Source organism: Sulfitobacter sp. M22, assembly GCF_021736025.1.
Lineage (GTDB): Bacteria > Pseudomonadota > Alphaproteobacteria > Rhodobacterales > Rhodobacteraceae > Sulfitobacter > Sulfitobacter litoralis.
The window spans coordinates 747,329-765,389 of record NZ_WMEC01000001.1 but is presented as its reverse complement, the minus strand read 5'-3'; the positions used below and the strand labels follow the sequence as shown (position 1 = coordinate 765,389).

Genomic DNA, 18,061 nt, shown 5'->3' with positions numbered 1-18,061 from the left:
CCCGACGAACGCGCGGTTTAGCCGCCCAAAGACCACCAGCCGCGCCGCTTTGGCTTGGCGGGTTTTTCGGGCTGAGCCTGCGGGGCCACCTGAGGCTGCGGCACCTCCGTCATGGGGGGCTCCGGCTGAATTTCCTGCGCGGCAGGGATTTCAGTCGGGGTGCTGTCGGGCACCTCGGTTGGGGCCGGTGTCGGCTCTACCTCGGCAGGCTGCGACGGCTGCGCGGGGGTCGGTTCCGGCGTCGGGATCGGCGTCGGTTCCTTTGCGGGCTCAGGCGTCGGCGCGTCGGGTGTTACCTCTGGTTCTGGCTTGGGCTCGGGGGCTGGCTGCTCTTGCGGAGCAGGCGTTTCCTCGGGCTTTGGCGCGTCTTCAGCGGCATCGACGGGGGCAGCTTTGGGCTTGCGCGTGCGGGTCCGCTTGGGCTTGGGCGCTTCTTCTGCGCTGTCAGCATCCGAAGCTGCCGCATCAGCGGCCTCGGAAGTCTTGGCGTCAGTATCAACCGTTGCTTCTGCCGCGGCATCCGCCTTGGGTTTGCGGGTCCGGCTGCGGGTGCGCTTGGGTTTGTCCTGCTGTGTGGCGTCCTCGTTCGTCGCCGCTGCAGGAACGTCGGCTTTCGCCTCTACGGTGGCGTCCGATTTATCCGCATCGCTGGAGCTATCGTTGTCACCATCGGAATCGGTATCATTGTTGTCACCGTTGGCCGCATCATCGCCGTTGGCCTTGCCACCCCGACGCCGCCGACGCCGACGACGGCGCTTGGGTTTACCCTCGGCATCGTTGTCATCGTCCGACCCGCCCTGCTGGTTCTGCGCGCCATTGTCATTATTCGTGGGCTCCGCGTCGGCTGTTTCAACCTCGGCGTCGGCCTCGGTAGCGACGTCAATATCCATATCATCGACCTCGTCCATGATAGATGTATCCACCGACACCACATGTTCAATCGGCGTTACAACCCGCGTCGCGGTCTTGAACTTTTCAAGCGTGAAGTCCGGGCTGACCAAAGCGGGGTCGCCTTCGATGCGCACAGACATGCCGTAACGCCCTTCGATATGGGCGATATGTTCACGCTTTTGGTTCATCAAGAAGTTGGCGATCCCCACGGGCGCGGTGATCAGCACTTCGCGCGACCGTTTGCGTGTGCCTTCTTCCTCGATCTGGCGCAGGATCGACAGTGCGAGGTTGTCGTCCGACCGGATCAGACCAGTGCCGTGGCAGGCGTGGCACGGCTGTGTCGTCGCCTCGATCATGCCGGGACGCAGACGCTGGCGCGACATTTCCATCAGGCCAAAGCCCGAAATGCGACCCACCTGAATGCGCGCGCGGTCGGTTTTCAGTTTGTCCTTCATCAGCTTTTCGACGGCGGCGTTGTTGCGACGCTCGTCCATGTCGATAAAGTCGATGACGATTAGACCGGCCAGATCGCGCAAACGCAGCTGGCGTGCGACTTCGGCAGCGGCTTCAAGATTGGTCTTGGTCGCGGTCTGTTCGATCGAGCCTTCTTTCGTGGCCCGGCCCGAGTTCACGTCGATCGCAACAAGCGCTTCGGTCACACCAATCACGATATACCCGCCCGAAGGCAGCTGTACCGTGGGGTTGAACATGCCCGACAGGTAGCTTTCGACTTGATAGCGTGCAAACAACGGCAGCGTTTCGCTGTAAAGCTTCACGTTCTTGGCGTGGGACGGCATGATCATCTTCATGAAGTCCTTGGCGATGCGGTAGCCGCGTTCGCCTTCGACAAACACCTCGTCGATCTCGCGGTTATAAAGGTCGCGGATCGACCGTTTGATCAGGTCGCCTTCTTCGTAAATCTTGGCCGGCGCGATGGATTTCAGCGTCAGCTCGCGGATCTGTTCCCACAGACGTTGCAGGTATTCATAGTCGCGCTTGATCTCTGCTTTGGTGCGCTGTGCGCCCGCGGTGCGTACGATCAGACCGGCACCCTTGGGCACCTGAATTTCGTTCGCGATCTCTTTCAGCTTCTTGCGGTCTGCGGCGTTGGTGATCTTGCGGCTGATGCCGCCCCCACGTGCAGTGTTGGGCATCAAGACGCAGTACCGGCCGGCGAGCGACAGATAGGTTGTCAGTGCCGCACCCTTGTTGCCGCGTTCTTCTTTTACGACCTGCACCAGCAGGATTTGACGGACTTTTACAACTTCTTGGATCTTGTAACGCTTGGGACGTGGCTTGCGGGCAGTACGCAGATCGTCGTGGTCATCGTCATCCGCCACGGATTCGATGCTGTCATCCCTGGAGGATGCGTCATTGGCTTTGGGATCGTCGTCACCGTCATCCGCATCATCGCTGTCATCGCGATCAGTGTCATCGGACTGGGCCGCGTCGCCGCTTGCCTCGGATTTCTCGTCAGCGGCGGTGTCGCCATCCTGCGCAGGCTCTTCGACGGGCGTTTCACCGACCCGCTCCATCGGAGAGGAGCCCTCCTCGTCGTCCAGATCCACGGTCTCCATGCCGTTAATCTGATCGCTGTCTGTGGTGTCCGCGTCTTTGCTGACAGTCGCGTCATCAGACACGGTGTCCTCGGCCTTGGTCTTGCTACGGCTGCGCGAACGGGTCCGACGCTTGGGCTTTTCGTCTTCGTCTTCTTTGGCGGCCTGCGCTTCGGCGTAGGCGCGCTCTTCCTCCATCAGCGCCAAACGGTCGGCGACGGGGATCTGGTAATAATCAGGGTGAATTTCTGAAAAGGCGAGGAAACCATGACGGTTGCCGCCATAATCCACGAACGCCGCTTGCAACGAAGGTTCAACCCGCGTGACTTTCGCGAGATAGATATTGCCAGCTAGCTGGCGTTTATTCTCTGATTCAAAGTCAAATTCCTCGACCTTGTTTCCGTCGACCACAACAACGCGAGTTTCCTCAGCGTGGGTGGCATCGATAAGCATTTTCTTAGGCATAAATCCATTTTGCACAGCTGCGCAGACAGCAAGCCCGGTGGGACGCTGCGAGGCAGGGTATGTCTTGTCAGGGCGATGGGTGACGCGGCTTCAACAGGGCCCCAAAGGCCGCCTGTCTGTCTGCTCTTGGCGTCTGCGCGCGTCATCGCGGTTCTTCTCCGACATGGGTGCTGCGTAACGCGCCCCCATATCCATTAATTAACTGCAACTGACCGAGCAAAGGCACGGCCTAATCGTCAGCGGTTCTTGAGCCTTTTTTAAGGGCCTAATCGGTCTGCCTGGTCACCACATGCCGGGGAACCGAGGCATCGAAACTGTCTGGGGTCTGGTTTGCCATCCAAAGAGGTAAACAGCCCTGCCTACAATTAACGGCAGAAGGGACCAAATGACAATGGGAAATCGCGTATTGCGGTTCTACAGCTACGCAATGGTAGAAGCTGCACCCACGCCTTGCGCCCTTGCTTGACAAGGGTCTGCGCTATGAGAAATGCTCGGTCAGCGGGATTACGCCGCGCTGCGTGCTGCCTGACGTTTGCACAAAAATGAGACACATAAGGATGATACGAATGCATATTTCCCTGCGCACAGTGCTTTGCCTCCCGTTTTTAGCGCTGGCCGCCTGCGAAGACATGAGCGCCACAGGCAGCAGTGATCCTCAGGGCCCCTCGAAACGCAGCTGCATCCGCGCAGTAGAAACGCACACGGGGATTTCAGGCGCAACAATCAACACGACCATCCCGATCGTCGAAACTGGCCAGCATATCATTGACCTGCCCGGCAGCCCGTCCTGGACCTGCTACACCGATGAAACCGGTGCAGCACGTGAGTTGATCGAAACGCGACTTGGCTGACCTCGCCCCGTTTGCAGCGCTCAGAGATAATCCGAGCGTTGCAGGCCGTACTTTGCCATCTTTTCGTTCAGGGTCCGGCGTGGCAGACAGAGCTCTTCCATAACGCTCGCAATGGACCCTTTGTGCCGGCGCATGGTGTTGTCGATCAACATACGCTCGAACGCTTCGACATATTCTTTCAGCGGCTTGCCGTCCGTGGTCATCACCGGCTGCATCTCTTCGTGGTCGGACATCAACAACGATGCAATAGAACCGGACCCGCGACGCGACTGCAACACAGCGCGTTCGGCCACATTAATCAACTGGCGCACGTTCCCGGGCCAAGGCGCTTGCAACAGTTGCGCGGCCTCTTGCGCGGAAACCTGCGGCGTCTCGCAGCCATATTCATCCGCGAATTCTTCGGACAGACGGGTGAAGAGCGTCAGGATATCCTCGCCCCGTTGGCGCAGTGGCGGCACGGTGATGCGCAAAGCAGCCAGTCGGTAGAACAGATCAGAGCGCAGCGCATCTTCGGACGTGCGTCCGGCCTCTTGCAGGTTTGAAATCGCAACGATCCGGGTTTCCGCAGGCGTGCCCTGATCGTTGATGGCACTTAGTAACCGCGCCTGCAGCGTCTCGCTCAGCGCCTCGATCCCCTCTAGCACCAAAGTCCCACCGCGTGCTTCTTCAATCGCGGGAAGCTGGGCATCTTCAGGCATCATCGGCCCGAACAAACGTTTGCTCAGTGCGTCTTCTTCCAGCGCGCCGCAGCTGACCAAGACGAATTTTTTACCAGCGCGTGAGCCGACAGCATGCAAAGCGTGCGCCACCAGTGTCTTGCCTGTACCGGTCTCACCGTCGATCAACACGTGACCATCGGCCTGCCCCAGATCCAGAATATCCTCGCGCAGGCGTTCCATCACGGGCGAGCCGCCGATGAGCTTTTTCATCAGCTGACTGCCATCCGACAGCTCGCGGCGCAGGGCACGGTTGTCCATCACCAGCCGGCGTGCGTTGGTCGCCTTCTTGGCCAGCTCGCTCATCCGGTCGGGATTGAACGGTTTTTCCAGAAAATCAAACGCGCCGACGCGCATGGCTTCTACGGCCATCGGCACATCGCCGTGGCCAGTGATCATAATTACGGGCAAGGCGCTATCGGTGCCCATCAGTTTTTTCAGAAACTGCATCCCGCCCATACCGGGCATCTTGATGTCGGAAATCACGATACCGGGGTAATCCGGCCCCAGTGTTTTCAGTGCATCCTCGGCGCTGCCGAAGGTCTCTGTGTCATAGCCTGACAGTGCCAGCCACTGGCTGATCGACTGACGCATGTCTTGTTCATCATCAACGATCGCGATTTTCATTACCTGAGCCATTGGTTTACTCTGCCGCCTGTGTCTTCTCTGTGCTGTCCATGATGGGCAGCTGCATTTCAAAAACCGCACCGCCATGTTGGCCGTTGCGGGCTGTCAGCCTGCCCCCCAGATCGGATACAATACCCGACGAGATCGCAAGCCCCAGCCCGACACCATCGCCGGGCTGTTTGGTCGTGTAAAACGGCTCGAACAGGCTATCGAGATCTTCGATCCCGGGGCCATTGTCGCGCACGGTAAGCGTCGCCGTTTCTCCCGCTGATAGTATAATCTCTACCGTCGGGTTTCGTTCCGATTTGGTGGCATCCAATGCGTTGCGCAAGAGATTGACCAATACTTGTTCGATCCGCATGCGGTCGCCCATCACCTGCACCGGGTCTGACGGGAGGATACGATTGATCTGCACCTGACGTTGACGTAGCTGCGGCTCCATCATTGACAAGGCAGAGCCAAGGGCTTCCTCCATATCAAAGGGGGAAAACTGCTGCTGACCCTTGCGCGCATAGCTTTTGAGCTGCCGTGTGATGGCCCCCATACGTTCGATCAGATCGTCAATACGCCCGAAAGAGGCCAGCGCTTCCTCAAGCCGGTTGCGCTGCATCAATAACCGTGCCCCCGCCAAATAGGTTTTCATTGCCGCCAGAGGCTGGTTCAATTCGTGGCTGACAGCAGCCGACATTTCGCCCAAGGCAGCAAGCTTGCTTGATTGTTCCAGCGTTTGCTCGGCCACGGCCAGTGTTTGTTGCACTCGTTTGCGTTCCGCCACCTCGCGTTGCAGCGCCGCGTTCAATGCGCGCAGTTCTGCGGATTCACGCTGGAACAATGCTGCGCGCCCCGCCGTCCGACGGCTGAGGGCATAAAACGTCAACGCCAGCAGGATCGCAAAGCCCATCACCTCAAGCGCGAGCACCCCGTTCACCTTTTCGCGCACAGAGGCATAGGTGGTATAGCTGGTGATCCGCCAACCCCGGAACGGTATCCGCGACGATAGACGCATCACCGCCTCGCCTTGCAGATACGCATCGGCAGGCAGCGCGGTCCAGTCGGCGGTGGCCTTGATGGCCCGTTCAATCGCGCTTTGCGGGGTCTGGTTCGACAACGCTTCGCTTTCGGTCAAGCCGCGCCAGCGCGGTTCGGTCGCCATGATGATATCGCCGGTGCTGTCGGTCACGATCACCGCGTCCGAAATACCCGCCCACGCCCGCTCGAACCGCTGCAAATCGACTTCGGCCGCGATTACACCAAGGTTCGTCCCCGCTTCGTGGATGCGGCGTGAATAGAAAAAACGATAGCCACCGGTATCGCGGGGGATCACGCTGAAGACGGTAGAATTAGAGCGTAACGCATCCACGAAATACGCTTCTTGGCGGTGCGACGCCCCCAGCCGGTTGCGGTCGGTCGCGGCGACCGTGCGCCCGTCGATGTCGTAGAGCATCAAGGAGGCAGCCCCGATTTCCTCTACGAAAGAGATCAACCGCTGGGTCGATAGGGAATAATCAGATCGGGTCAGCGCCTCTATCAAGGCGGGGTCGCGTGACAACAACTGCGGTACAATGGCGTTCTGGCGCAACTCTGCCAGCAGGTTACCGCTGTAGAGGGCGATCCGAAGTTCGGCGCGATTGCGCGTGCTTTCGGTAAAACGGTCCGTCAGCAGCTTGTTGGTGATCGAAATCGTGACAACTGCAAAGACCAATAGCAAAGCAACCGCCAGCCGGACGCGCCAGCTGACAGATAAAGTGGCTTCACGAGAGGACGCAGACCGGAACATGCCGGCAATCTACGCGTCCTCACCGTGGCACTCAAGTCACGCTGTGACCACAGACCCTGCCAATGCGCGGAAGAGCGCCGCCCCGTCCGTGCCACCATGCCCCGCATCCGCAGCGCGTTCAGGGTGGGGCATCATCCCCAGCACACGACGGTTGGACGACAGGATACCTGCAATGTCCGACTGTGACCCGTTGGGGTTGTCGCCATAGGTAAAGGCCACGCGATCCTCGCCATGCAGCTTGGCGATCGTATCGCCATCTGCAAAGTAGTTACCGTCATGGTGCGCAATAGGGATATCGATCATCGCGCCGGCATCATACCCCGAGGTATAGTCACTGTCCGCCGTCGCCACGCGCAATGGAACTGTGCGGCAAATGTATTTCAGGCCTGCGTTGCGCAGCAAGGCACCGGGCAGCAAACCCGTTTCGGTCAGCACCTGAAAGCCGTTGCAGATGCCCATGACATAGCCGCCACGCTCCGCATGGGCCGCCACTTCGCGACAAATCGGAGAGTTCGCCGCAATCGCGCCGCAGCGCAGATAATCCCCGTAAGAGAACCCACCGGGAACGCCGACAATATCGACCCCGTCGGGCAGGCTGGTATCTTTATGCCAGACCATCGACACTTTGGCACCGACCGCCTCGAAAGCCACCGCCAGATCGCGGTCACAGTTAGAACCCGGAAAAACGATGACCGCTGCGTGCATCAGCCCATCTCCACTGTGTAGGATTCGATCACCGTATTCGCGAGCAGCTTTTCACACATCACTTCGACATCCGCCTGCGTCGTACCGTCGTTCAGGTCCAGCTCGATCACCTTGCCCTGACGCACACCGTTCACACCATCAAAGCCCATCGCCCCCAATGCGTGGCGCACAGCCTCGCCTTGCGGATCCAGAACACCGTTCTTCAACATCACATGCACCCGTGCTTTCATGGCGCGTCCCCCTGCTTCATTTTGCAAAATAAACTCATCTCCGACATCAGCCTAGTTGATTAACGTCGGTTTCATCATCGGTGTCGACGTCTTGGGCATGACCCCCAAACGTCGGGCGACTTCGGTGTAGGCATCCGTCAGCGACCCCAGATCACGGCGGAATACATCCTTATCCAGCTTCTGCCCGGTTTCGATATCCCACAGACGGCAGCTGTCTGGGCTGATCTCGTCGGCGACAATTAAACGCTGGAAATCGCCCTCGTAGATGCGCCCGACCTCAATCTTGAAGTCCACAAGCCGGATCCCCACCGCCATCATCACGCCGGACATGAAATCATTGACCCGCAGTGACAGGCTCAGGATGTCTTCCATGTCCTGTTGGCCGGCCCAGCCAAAGGCCGCGATATGTTCCTCGGTGACCAGCGGATCGCCAAGGTCGTTGTTCTTATAGTGATATTCCACGATCGGGCGCGGCAATTGCATGCCTTCGTCGATCCCCAACCGCGTGGACAGATCACCAGCTGCATAGTTGCGCACCACGATCTCAAGCGGGATGATCTCTGCCTGACGGATCAACTGTTCGCGCATGTTCAGACGCTTGATGAAATGCGTCGGCACGCCGATGTTGTTCAAGCCCGTCATAAAAAACTCGGAAAGACGGTTGTTCAGCACGCCCTTGCCTTCGATCACGGCCTTTTTCTCGGCATTAAAGGCGGTTGTGTCGTGCTTTGAAGTGCTGGACAATCGTCCCCGGTTCCGGCCCCTCATAGAGGATCTTTGCCGTACCTTCATAGATTTTCGTGCGACGGGCCATGCACATCCCTTCCAGACAACGGACCGGTTGGAATACCCATCGGCCTTTTCTAGCCTGTCACATAGTCCAAGCGCCCCTGCCGCGCAAGCACGCGCCCTGCCCTCATGGCAGCCATGTACGTAGAAACTATGGCGCGGCCTCATGACCATCATGAGAATAATGAAGTTGCTTCATGCCAGTTGTTGTGAGAAACGGCAAAATCACCCCTTTAGCGGAGCTTTTCATGTCCAATCCCCTTACCGACCTTCTGGCTGAAAAAGGCACGCTGCTGGCTGATGGTGCCACTGGCACGAACCTGTTCAACATGGGCCTGATGTCCGGTGACGCGCCAGAGATGTGGAACACGGAACAGCCGCAGAACATCATCAAGCTCTATCAAGGTGCGGTTCAGTCGGGCAGCGATATCTTCCTGACCAACTCTTTTGGCGCGAATGCCTCCCGTCTGAAACTGCACAACGCCGAAAAACGCGCCCATGAGCTGAGCCGCGTCTCTGCCGAGCTGGCGCGTGAAGTCGCAGACAAGGCAGGTCGCAAGGTGATCGTCGCAGGGTCCGTCGGCCCCACCGGCGAAATCATGGAGCCGGTTGGCCCGCTTACTCACGCGCTGGCGGTCGAGATGTTTCACGAAACTGCGGACGGGCTGAAAGCCGGTGGTGCCGATGTGGGCTGGCTTGAAACAATTAGCGCCCCCGAAGAATACCGCGCCGCCGCCGAAGGGTTCAAGCTTGCGGGCCTTGATTGGGTCGGCACGATGAGCTTTGACACCGCAGGCCGCACGATGATGGGCATGACATCCGAAGCGATGGTCGACATGGTGCATGACCTCGACTACGGCCCGCTGGCCTATGGGGCGAACTGCGGCACCGGCGCGTCGGACGTGCTGCGCACCGTGCTTGGTTTCGCGTCCAAAGGCATGCCAACGCCAATCGTGTCCAAGGGCAACGCCGGCATCCCCAAATACGTCGAAGGCCACATCCACTATGACGGCACGCCCGAACTGATGGCCGATTACGCCGAAATGGCCCGCAATTGCGGCGCGTCGATCATTGGCGGTTGCTGTGGCACCATGCCAGAACATCTGGTGCATATGCGCGCCGCACTCGACAGCCGTCCCAAGGGCGACGCTCCCACGCTGGAACAGATCGTCGAAGCGCTTGGTCCGTTTTCCTCGGCCAGCGATGGTACAGATGGCGAAGGCCCCACCCGCGCGCCGCGCCGTGGCCGCCGCCGGGGTTAATCCCTGAACAGATCCAACTGCGCGCTCGCCCGTTTGGGCGGGCGAAACAGATCGCACCGCATTGGCGGCAGCAGCGTATCCAGCCCTAAACGTTTAACGGCCAAAACGAACCGCTGCGCGATCATCTCGGCATAGGGGCCTTCCCCGCGCATTCGTCGGTGCCAATTCGCGTCGTACTCCTTCCCTCCGTGCATCTCGCGCAGGCGCGCCATGATCCGGCCCGCGCGATCGGGGTAATGCGTCGCCAGCCAGTCCTGCATCAAAGGCGATACCTCTCGTGGCAGCCGCAACATGATCCAGCTGGCAGCAACGGCACCGGCATCACGCCCGGCTTGCAAAATCGCTTCAAGCTCAGGGTCGGTCAACGCAGGCACCATAGGTGACGCCATCACACGCACGGGAATTCCCGCTGCCGCAAGACGTTTGATCATCTGCAATCGTCGCTTTGGCGCGGGTACCCGAGGCTCCATCAATCGCGATAACCGAGCATCCAGAGTTGTTACCGACACCCCGACACGGCACAGCCCGCGCGCGGCCATATCCGATAGAATATCAATGTCCCGCTCGATCAGACTGCCCTTGGTTACAACGGCGACGGGATGATTGGACTCCGACAGAACCTCCAATAACGACCGCATAATCCGGTGATCCTGCTCGATTGGCTGATACGGGTCTGTATTCGTTCCTATCGCAATCGGTGCCACTTGATATTTCTTAGCTGCCAGTTCGCGCTTTAGAACCTCGGGCGCGTCTGGACGCGCAATCAGGCGTGTTTCGAAATCCAGCCCTGGCGACAGCCCCAGATACGCATGGCTTGGCCGCGCGAAACAATAGACGCACCCATGTTCACACCCGCGATAGGGGTTGATCGATCGGTCAAACGGCAGGTCTGGCGACTGGTTATAGCTGATCACACTGCGCGGCACTTCGACGCTGACCTGCGTACGCAAAACAGGTAACGGATCGCCATCACCGTCCCATCCGTCGGCCACGGCTTCCACTTTCAGCGGCTCGAACCGGCCCAATTGGTTGCTTGCTGTGCCGCGTCCGGGCAGTCTGTATTTGAGGTGCGCCTGATCCATTTAAATCTTTTGGAACAAATTAGGAACATGGTCAAGTATATTGCCCCAACCCATTGTTTTACAGGACGATCGGGCGTAATTTCTGATCAACCAAAAGCGTCGCACGCGGTGCCGAGTTTGTCGCAATAAGCACGAAGCTTTCGGCGCTTGTGTGACAAAAAGGCACAAGCCCGCGCGGGTGAGTTAACCGATGAGGAACGACTATGTCGGATGAAGACGAAATTATCCTTGCCTATCTGGACGACGAAGAACTTGTTCAGCAGATGTTTGACGATCTCTACGACGGTCTGCGCGAAGAGATCGAAGAAGGCGTTAATATCCTGATTGCACGCGGATGGATTCCCTACGATGTCCTGACCAAAGCATTGGTCGGCGGCATGACCATCGTTGGCGCAGATTTCCGGGACGGCATCCTCTTTGTCCCCGAAGTGTTGCTTGCTGCAAACGCGATGAAAGGCGGCATGGCGATCCTCAAGCCGCTGCTGGCCGAAACCGGCGCGCCGCGTGTGGGCAAGATGGTGATTGGCACGGTCAAAGGCGACATCCACGACATCGGCAAGAACCTCGTGTCGATGATGATGGAAGGTGCGGGCTTTGAGGTTGTCGATCTTGGCATCAACAACTCGGTCGAAGCCTACCTCGAAGCGATGGAAACCGAAGGGCCGGATATCCTTGGCATGTCCGCCCTGCTGACCACGACGATGCCCTATATGAAAGTCGTGATCGACACGATGATCGAACAAGGCATCCGAGATGACTATATCGTACTGGTCGGCGGCGCCCCCCTGAACGAAGAATTCGGCAAAGCCATTGGTGCGGATGCCTATTGCCGCGATGCAGCTGTTGCTGTGGAAACGGCCAAGGAATGGGTCGGACGCAAGCACAATAACGCCAAAGCGTAAGCCCTTGATGTAACAGATAAAGGCCCCTCCCGATCGGAAGGGGCTTTGCCGTTCAGGAGCCCCAAATGAAACCGCCTTCGGACTGCGATCTAACGGAAACCGGCTTGCCGCTTGCACCGCAAACGGGCCGTATTCTATTGATCGCCTGCGGTGCCCTTGCACGTGAAATTCTCGACCTGAAAGAGGCCAACGGCTGGTCCCATCTCGACCTGACTTGCCTGCCCGCCAAGCTGCATCTCTACCCCGAGAAAATAACGCAAGAAGTCCGCGCGGCTGTAATCAAACATCGCGATGCCTACGACGACATCTTTGTGGTCTACGCCGATTGCGGGACCGGCGGGCTGCTCGCGGCAGAGTGTGAAAAACTGGGCGTTCAGATGGTAGCAGGTCCTCATTGCTACAGTTTTTTCGAAGGCAACGATCGCTTCGCTGCAATTTCGGAAGACGAGTTTACAGCCTTCTACCTCACAGATTTTTTGGTCCGCCAGTTCGATGCTTTTATTATGAAACCCATGGGGCTCGACCGCCACCCGGAACTGCGCGATATGTATTTCGGCAACTACAAAAAGCTGGTGTATCAAGCCCAAACCGATGACCCCGCGCTGACAGCCAAGGCGCAAACCTGTGCTGAAACGCTCGGCCTCGCGTTCGAGCGGCGCTTTACCGGTTACGGTGATCTGGAAACGACGCTCCGGACCCTCTGATCTTCATTTTGCCAAATAAACTCGACTGGTACATCTGTCGCCGCCCCCGCAACGCCAGCGTTTAAACCTGCTGCGCTGCCTCGCCGCGAATCCGTTCGATCATTGCCGTCAGGCCGTTGGACCGTTGCGCCGACAGATGTTCGTTGAGCCCCAAACGCCCCATCTCGGCGCGGGCATCAATGGCCCCGACCTCGGACGCGGGCACCCCGTTATATAGCTTTTGAAGCACGGCGATTAACCCCGACACGATCATCGCATCGCTGGCACCGTCAAAATGCAGCGCCCCATTTTCGAACTGCGTGTGCAACCATACTTGGCTGGCACAGCCGTCCACCTTGGTCGCGGGAACGCGCAATGCTTCGACCAACGGGTCCATCGACTTGCCCAGATCAATCACGTGACGATAGCGGTCTTCCCAATCGTCCAGAAATTCGAAATCCTCGACCAGTTCTTCAAATGCCTCTGTCGCCACGGTGCGCCCCCCTTTTCGCTTGCCAAACAGGTAGGTTGCACGATGCCAAAGGTCCACCCCCTTCCCAACAGGTCCGGGATGGGTTAGTCAAATAGTACCGAAATTTCTACGGCGGACCCCATGCGCAAGACCTTTTCAGCCCTCTTGGTATCGACCCTTGTTTTGACAGGCTGTGCGACTGTGCGCGACAGCCGTGCGAACCCGTTCAACTGGTTCGGCAGTGCCCGGTCAGAACCGATCACCCGACAGGAAGCCTCTGATAATCCGTTGATTCCGCAGCGAACAGGGTTGTTCTCGTCCTCTAAGTCCAAAGAGGTCATCTATACCGGTCGCCCGTTCGAACAGATCATTGATCTCACGATCGAAGAGGTCCCCGGAGGTGCCGTCGTGCGGGCCACCGGGCGTGCGGATCGCCAGGGTATCTACGAAGTGCAACTGACGCCGGCCAACGAAGATGAGCTGCCGGTTGATGGCGTCTTGACCTATCGCCTTGAGGGCATCGAGCCAAGCGAAGCGACTGCCATCGGCACCGAGCCCACGCGAGAGGTTACAGCGGCGCGCAAACTGACAAATCAGAAGTTGGCCGGTGTGTCGTCCATCCGCGTAGAGGGCCTGCGCAACGCGATGACATCGCGTAGATAACCCCTAACTAACTAACGATATCAAAAGGTTGAGCCTTAAAGCTCAACCACTTTCAGATCGGACCCTACGGCGGTCAACGCGATCTCACCTTTGCACAAACGCAGTGCATCTTCCCCGAACACTTCACGCCGCCACCCTTTTAGAGCATCCACATCGCGCAAACCGGCGGCAATCCCGTCAAGATCCGAAGCAGGTGCGATCAGTTTGGCCGCGACGCCCGCGCTTTCGGATTTCGCCTTGAGCAAGACCCGAAGCAGATCAGATAGGGCCGGATTGACCTGCAATTTATCACGGCTGCGATCCGGTTGCGGCATATCCGCAGGCGCACAGTTCACACCGGCCTCTACCGCCTTGAGGATTCCATCCGCAATCTCGCCCTTGCGCGCATCGCGTAACAATAACCGGGCACGGCCTAATTCTTCGTGGTTTTTCGGCTTGTTACTGGCCAGCTCAACCATCGCGTCATCCTTATAGACGCGGCTGCGCGGGATGTTGCGGGTTTGGGCATACTCTTCGCGGAAGGCTGCAAGCTCGCGCACCAGCGCCAGAAACTTTGGCGAATTGGTCCGTGTCTTGACCCGTCGCCAAGCTTCGCGCGGGGGCGTGACGTAGGTGTCGGGGCTGGTCAGAATCTCAAGCTCTTCCTCAACCCAGCGGCCACGGCCCGTCTGTTCAATCTTGCGGGCGAGAAACTCATAGATCTGGCGTAGGTGCGTGACGTCAGCAACGGCGTATTTCAACTGCGCGTCGCTCAGCGGACGCCGCGACCAATCGGTAAAGCGTGATGTCTTATCAAGAGGTTGATGTGCAATCTTGCGAACCAGCGTCTCGTATCCGACCTGCTCGCCAAAACCGCAGACCATGGCTGCGACCTGCGTGTCGAACAAGGGCTTGGGAAAGACACCAGCATCAACAAAGAAAATCTCGAGGTCTTGCCGCGCTGCGTGGAAAACCTTGACCACCGATGTGTCGCGGAACAGCGTGTACAAAGGCTCAAGTGACAGGCCTTCGCTCAACGGGTCCACCAGCACGGCGTTGGACTCATCCGTGCCGGGCATCGCCAGCTGGATCAGGCAAAGTTTTGAATAATAGGTCCGTTCGCGCAGAAACTCGGTATCGACGGTCACGTAATCATACTTAGCGGCCTCTGTGCAGTAGGCGTCAAGTTCAGCGGTGGTGGTGATTGTTTTCATAACGCTACTTTGGACAGAGGAAGCCGTTCAGGCAATGGAAAAGCGCATGGTTTCAGCGCAATAGGCCGCGTGCCTAGCCTTCCAGCATTAAAAGATCGCGATTACCGCTGGCAAAGCGCCGCAGGACCGCAGGATAAAGTCGATGTTCTTGCACCAGAACCCGCGCCGCCAGATCATCTGGCGTGTCGCCGGCCATAACCGGAATGGTGGCTTGGCCCAAAATCGGCCCGTCATCCAGCGCTGCCGTGACCTCGTGCACTGTGCAGCCGTGCTGGGTATCGCCTGCCTCGAGCGCGCGGGCGTGGGTGTGCAGCCCTTTATACCGTGGCAAAAGCGAGGGATGGATATTGATCATCCGACCGGCCCAAGCATCGGTAAAGCCGCCAGTCAGCTTGCGCATGAAACCCGCAAGGCAGATGATATCTGGCGCATGGGGCATCAAACGCGCGGTCAGTTCGTTTTCGAAAGCGGCGCGATCCCCTGCAAAGGGTTTATGTTCTACAACTTCGGTCGGAATGCCCCGTTCTTTGGCCCAAGCGATCCCGCCCGCATCTGCCACATTCGCCACCACCACACAGGGCCGCGCGGGGTGGTCGCTGGTCATGTCTTCGACCAGCGCCCGCATATTTGACCCGCCACCGGACAGAAAGATCGCAACCCGTTTGGTCACAGCAGGCTGCCGGTATAGGCAACGCCCGTGGTATCCGTGACGTCGCCCATCGGGCACACGGTTTCGCCCGCGTCGGTCAGCAGCGTCGTCAGCGCTTCGGCTTCGTCGGCCTTGACCACAAGGATCATGCCCACACCGCAATTGAATGTCTTGAGCATTTCGGCTTGAGACATGCTGCCAACGTCAGCCATCCATTTGAAAACACCGGGCAGTTCCCAGCTATCAAGATCAATCCGAGCACCAAGATTATCAGGCAGAACCCGTGGCAGGTTTTCGGTCAGACCGCCGCCGGTGATGTGGGCCAGCGCATGGACGCCGCCTGCCCGCACAGCCTGCAACGCCGGTTTTACATAAAGCCGCGTTGGCGTCAGCAGCACCTCGCCCAAGGTGCCGTCCGCCCAAGGGCAATCGGCATCCCAGCCCAAGCCCGACATTTCAACCAGTTTGCGCACCAGCGAATAGCCGTTGGAATGCACCCCATCCGAGGCAAGACCCAGCAGCACATCGCCTGCCGCCACATCGCGCGGCAGATCAGCGCCCCGCTCCATCGCCCCGACAGAGAACCCCGCGAGGTCAAAGTCACCTTCGGAATACATCCCCGGCATTTCGGCCGTTTCGCCGCCGATCAAGGCACAGCCCGACCCTTCGCAGCCCTTTGCGATACCTTCGATGATACGCGCAGCCTGCTCTGTCTCCAGCTTGCCGGTTGCGAAATAATCTAGGAAAAACAGCGGCTCCGCCCCTTGGCACACCAGATCGTTGACGCACATAGCGACCAGGTCGACGCCAACGCCATCGACATTTCCGGTATCAATTGCGATCCGCAGTTTGGTGCCAACACCATCGGTCGCAGCAACGAGGATCGGGTCGGTGTAGCCCGCCCCCTTGAGGTCGAATAGCGCGCCAAAACCGCCAAGGCCTGACATCACCCCCGGACGCTTGGTGCGCTTGGCCGCTGGCTTGATACGCTCTACCAGCGCATTGCCTGCATCAATATCAACACCCGCATCCGCGTAGGTGATCGAGTTCTTGGAGTTGGTCATGACACATCCCGCTGCCTGTTCCCTTTGCGAAAACGGGTTATAGCAGGTTGCGCAGGCGTGCAATGCACCTAAGCCACATCTACGCGTTTCTATCTCTTGACGCGCCGCCCCCGCACCCTTACCAAACCGCGCAGGCGGGCCTGTAGCTCAATTGGTTAGAGCAGAGCGCTCATAACGCTTTGGTTGCGGGTTCAAGTCCTGCCGGGCCTACCAAAACTCCGCTTTTATTCAATGTTTTCAACGAACATGTGTCACACGAAATTGGAAATATGTCGCATATGATTTCAATGGCTTGCAGAGCAACTGTCACACGCTAGTTTTCCGCATCCTACGCAAGTTTTTGGTCCTCCCCTGTCGTTTGAACCAAGATCTGAGCGTCGGCTAAGCGCAGGAAGCGGGCTTTGCAAAGTGACCAAGCCCCTCGCCGCAATTGTGCCATGGGGCGCACAAACCATCCGATCTTACTTGCCCTTGCTCTTTCCAAAGAACGAAAACCAAGACCTTCTTGATTTTTCTTCCGACTCATTCTGGTTCTCGAGCGCCTTCTCGAAGTCAGGAAAACCCGAGCGTTCCGGAAAAAGGTCCGAGTCCGCTTCGATGCCTTTGATTTCTGCCCTGCGCAAGCGGGGACCGTTCTTACCATTCCGCTTTTCTACTTGTTCTCCAATGCGCGCTAGTTGCCCGATCAGGAAACAACAACAGTAAATGACGCTATCCAAAGAATGCTCAAAGCCTTCAATACTGTCGGAAAATCTCGTGTCATGCACCCCCGAACCGGTATTGATGCCAAAGTATGTGTAAGCCTTTTCGTCCGGTGGCATCTGTGTTTTTTCAAGCCTTTCAGCCGCCTGATTTCGGCCGTCCAATGATCTACGGAAGCTTTCCAAACTCTGAGAAAGAACTGAAACAGCATGTAGGCCAATACCGGTCATGTTTATTTCACTCATGCATAGATCATAGAGTTTTTCGATTGGTGTTTTGAAATGTGAAAGATGGTAAAACTCAAAGTTGACATCAATTTGTTTACCGGGTGGAGGGTTTTGCAATGCACTTAGGTAGTGCTTCTTCGATGCCCGAAAGTTCTCAACTGTTCTTCGTCCATACTGATCCTTGAAGCTGCATGCGTCATTCAATATTCCAAATGTCATTGATGTTGCAGCATTGATGGCTAGAAGCTCTGCGGTATTTCTTTCTATCCGTGCCTTTCGAAAGGCAAACCAGTTTGCTGCATACGCACCAGCAAAAGCCCCAATAAGGACCGCGAAAACACGCCCTAAAAACTCTCCCGGTATCGATGGCAGCGCATTCAACAGTACCAGCCAGTGATCGTGCATCTTGTTAGCCGCCTATCCAAATCCGTTAAACCCATGTTCTCAATTGTAGTGTCGCAAGACAAGCCTAAGTGAACCTCTCGGTGCATCGCAGCCAATCAATCGATGTATGCCGTCTGCTTTGGGCTGACTCCCTCCTTCCGATGCTTTCGC

At 57.9% G+C, this 18,061-nt stretch carries 16 protein-coding genes, 1 tRNA gene and 1 pseudogene; 6 read left to right on the top strand and 12 right to left on the bottom strand.

Translation table 11 applies throughout. From position 1 onward, the window contains the following. Positions 1-17: 17 nt before the first annotated feature. Entirely contained in the window at positions 18-2,912 is a 2,895-nt protein-coding gene (locus tag GLP52_RS03845) for an Rne/Rng family ribonuclease (protein ID WP_237273418.1), read from the bottom strand. 566 nt (positions 2,913-3,478) lie between these two features. Here GLP52_RS03845 and GLP52_RS03840 point away from each other — a divergent pair. Beyond that, the gene (locus GLP52_RS03840; RefSeq protein WP_093732329.1) at positions 3,479-3,763 is read left to right on the top strand and encodes a hypothetical protein; all 285 of its coding nucleotides are present in this window, start codon (positions 3,479-3,481) and stop codon (positions 3,761-3,763) included. Positions 3,764-3,783: 20 nt separating this feature from the next. Here the strand turns inward: GLP52_RS03840 and GLP52_RS03835 are convergent, their stop codons facing one another. The 5 genes and pseudogenes from GLP52_RS03835 to purC all read right to left on the bottom strand — a co-directional run bounded on the left by GLP52_RS03835 (position 3,784) and on the right by purC (position 8,632). Beyond that, positions 3,784-5,118, bottom strand: coding sequence for a sigma-54-dependent transcriptional regulator (locus GLP52_RS03835; RefSeq protein ID WP_093732330.1), 1,335 nt, complete (start codon positions 5,116-5,118; stop codon positions 3,784-3,786). Between the two features lie 4 nt (positions 5,119-5,122). Continuing rightward, on the bottom strand, positions 5,123-6,883 hold the full coding sequence (locus tag GLP52_RS03830) for a sensor histidine kinase (RefSeq protein ID WP_093732331.1): 1,761 nt from the start codon (positions 6,881-6,883) through the stop codon (positions 5,123-5,125). Between the two features lie 36 nt (positions 6,884-6,919). Continuing rightward, positions 6,920-7,588: a phosphoribosylformylglycinamidine synthase subunit PurQ gene (purQ, locus tag GLP52_RS03825; protein WP_237271597.1), complete on the bottom strand. Its 669-nt coding sequence runs from the start codon at positions 7,586-7,588 to the stop codon at positions 6,920-6,922. Next, positions 7,588-7,818 (bottom strand): phosphoribosylformylglycinamidine synthase subunit PurS, encoded by a 231-nt coding sequence (gene purS, locus GLP52_RS03820; RefSeq protein ID WP_138923231.1) that lies wholly within the window; start codon positions 7,816-7,818, stop codon positions 7,588-7,590. Before purS ends, purQ begins: the two co-directional genes overlap by 1 nt. Before the next feature lie 51 nt (positions 7,819-7,869). Next, positions 7,870-8,632 (bottom strand): annotated as a pseudogene (gene purC / locus GLP52_RS03815) (phosphoribosylaminoimidazolesuccinocarboxamide synthase). Between the two features lie 223 nt (positions 8,633-8,855). On the opposite strand from purC, the gene bmt reads away from it, so the two are divergent. Then, entirely contained in the window at positions 8,856-9,869 is a 1,014-nt protein-coding gene (bmt, locus tag GLP52_RS03810; protein ID WP_005853702.1) for a betaine--homocysteine S-methyltransferase, read from the top strand. Here the strand turns inward: bmt and GLP52_RS03805 are convergent. Then, positions 9,866-10,951 (bottom strand): PA0069 family radical SAM protein, encoded by a 1,086-nt coding sequence (locus GLP52_RS03805; RefSeq protein ID WP_237271596.1) that lies wholly within the window; start codon positions 10,949-10,951, stop codon positions 9,866-9,868. The genes bmt and GLP52_RS03805 overlap by 4 nt on opposite strands. A 203-nt stretch (positions 10,952-11,154) precedes the next feature. On the opposite strand from GLP52_RS03805, the gene GLP52_RS03800 reads away from it, so the two are divergent. Next, complete coding sequence (locus tag GLP52_RS03800) at positions 11,155-11,853, top strand: corrinoid protein (RefSeq protein ID WP_237271595.1); 699 nt, start codon at positions 11,155-11,157, stop codon at positions 11,851-11,853. 65 nt (positions 11,854-11,918) lie between these two features. After that, on the top strand, positions 11,919-12,557 hold the full coding sequence (locus GLP52_RS03795; RefSeq protein WP_093732337.1) for a DUF1638 domain-containing protein: 639 nt from the start codon (positions 11,919-11,921) through the stop codon (positions 12,555-12,557). A gap of 61 nt (positions 12,558-12,618) precedes the next feature. Here GLP52_RS03795 and GLP52_RS03790 read toward each other — a convergent pair whose 3' ends face one another. Next, positions 12,619-13,029: a SufE family protein gene (locus tag GLP52_RS03790; RefSeq protein ID WP_093732370.1), complete on the bottom strand. Its 411-nt coding sequence runs from the start codon at positions 13,027-13,029 to the stop codon at positions 12,619-12,621. 120 nt (positions 13,030-13,149) lie between these two features. Here GLP52_RS03790 and GLP52_RS03785 point away from each other — a divergent pair, with 120 nt between their 5' ends. After that, positions 13,150-13,671: a hypothetical protein gene (locus tag GLP52_RS03785; RefSeq protein ID WP_237271594.1), complete on the top strand. Its 522-nt coding sequence runs from the start codon at positions 13,150-13,152 to the stop codon at positions 13,669-13,671. Between the two features lie 35 nt (positions 13,672-13,706). Here GLP52_RS03785 and rnd read toward each other — a convergent pair whose 3' ends face one another. The 3 genes from rnd to purM form a co-directional block, all read right to left on the bottom strand. Beyond that, a complete protein-coding gene (rnd, locus tag GLP52_RS03780; protein WP_237271593.1) occupies positions 13,707-14,864 on the bottom strand; it encodes a ribonuclease D in 1,158 nt (385 codons plus the stop codon). Between the two features lie 73 nt (positions 14,865-14,937). Then, on the bottom strand, positions 14,938-15,534 hold the full coding sequence (gene purN / locus GLP52_RS03775; RefSeq protein WP_237271592.1) for a phosphoribosylglycinamide formyltransferase: 597 nt from the start codon (positions 15,532-15,534) through the stop codon (positions 14,938-14,940). Continuing rightward, positions 15,531-16,577, bottom strand: a complete 1,047-nt coding sequence (purM, locus tag GLP52_RS03770; protein ID WP_237271591.1) for a phosphoribosylformylglycinamidine cyclo-ligase — start codon at positions 16,575-16,577, stop codon at positions 15,531-15,533. Before purM ends, purN begins: the two co-directional genes overlap by 4 nt. A 136-nt stretch (positions 16,578-16,713) precedes the next feature. On the opposite strand from purM, the gene GLP52_RS03765 reads away from it, so the two are divergent. After that, positions 16,714-16,790, top strand: a tRNA-Ile gene (locus tag GLP52_RS03765). 248 nt (positions 16,791-17,038) lie between these two features. Here the strand turns inward: GLP52_RS03765 and GLP52_RS03760 are convergent. Beyond that, positions 17,039-17,911, bottom strand: a complete 873-nt coding sequence (locus GLP52_RS03760) for a hypothetical protein (protein WP_237273417.1) — start codon at positions 17,909-17,911, stop codon at positions 17,039-17,041. Positions 17,912-18,061 lie beyond the last annotated feature (150 nt).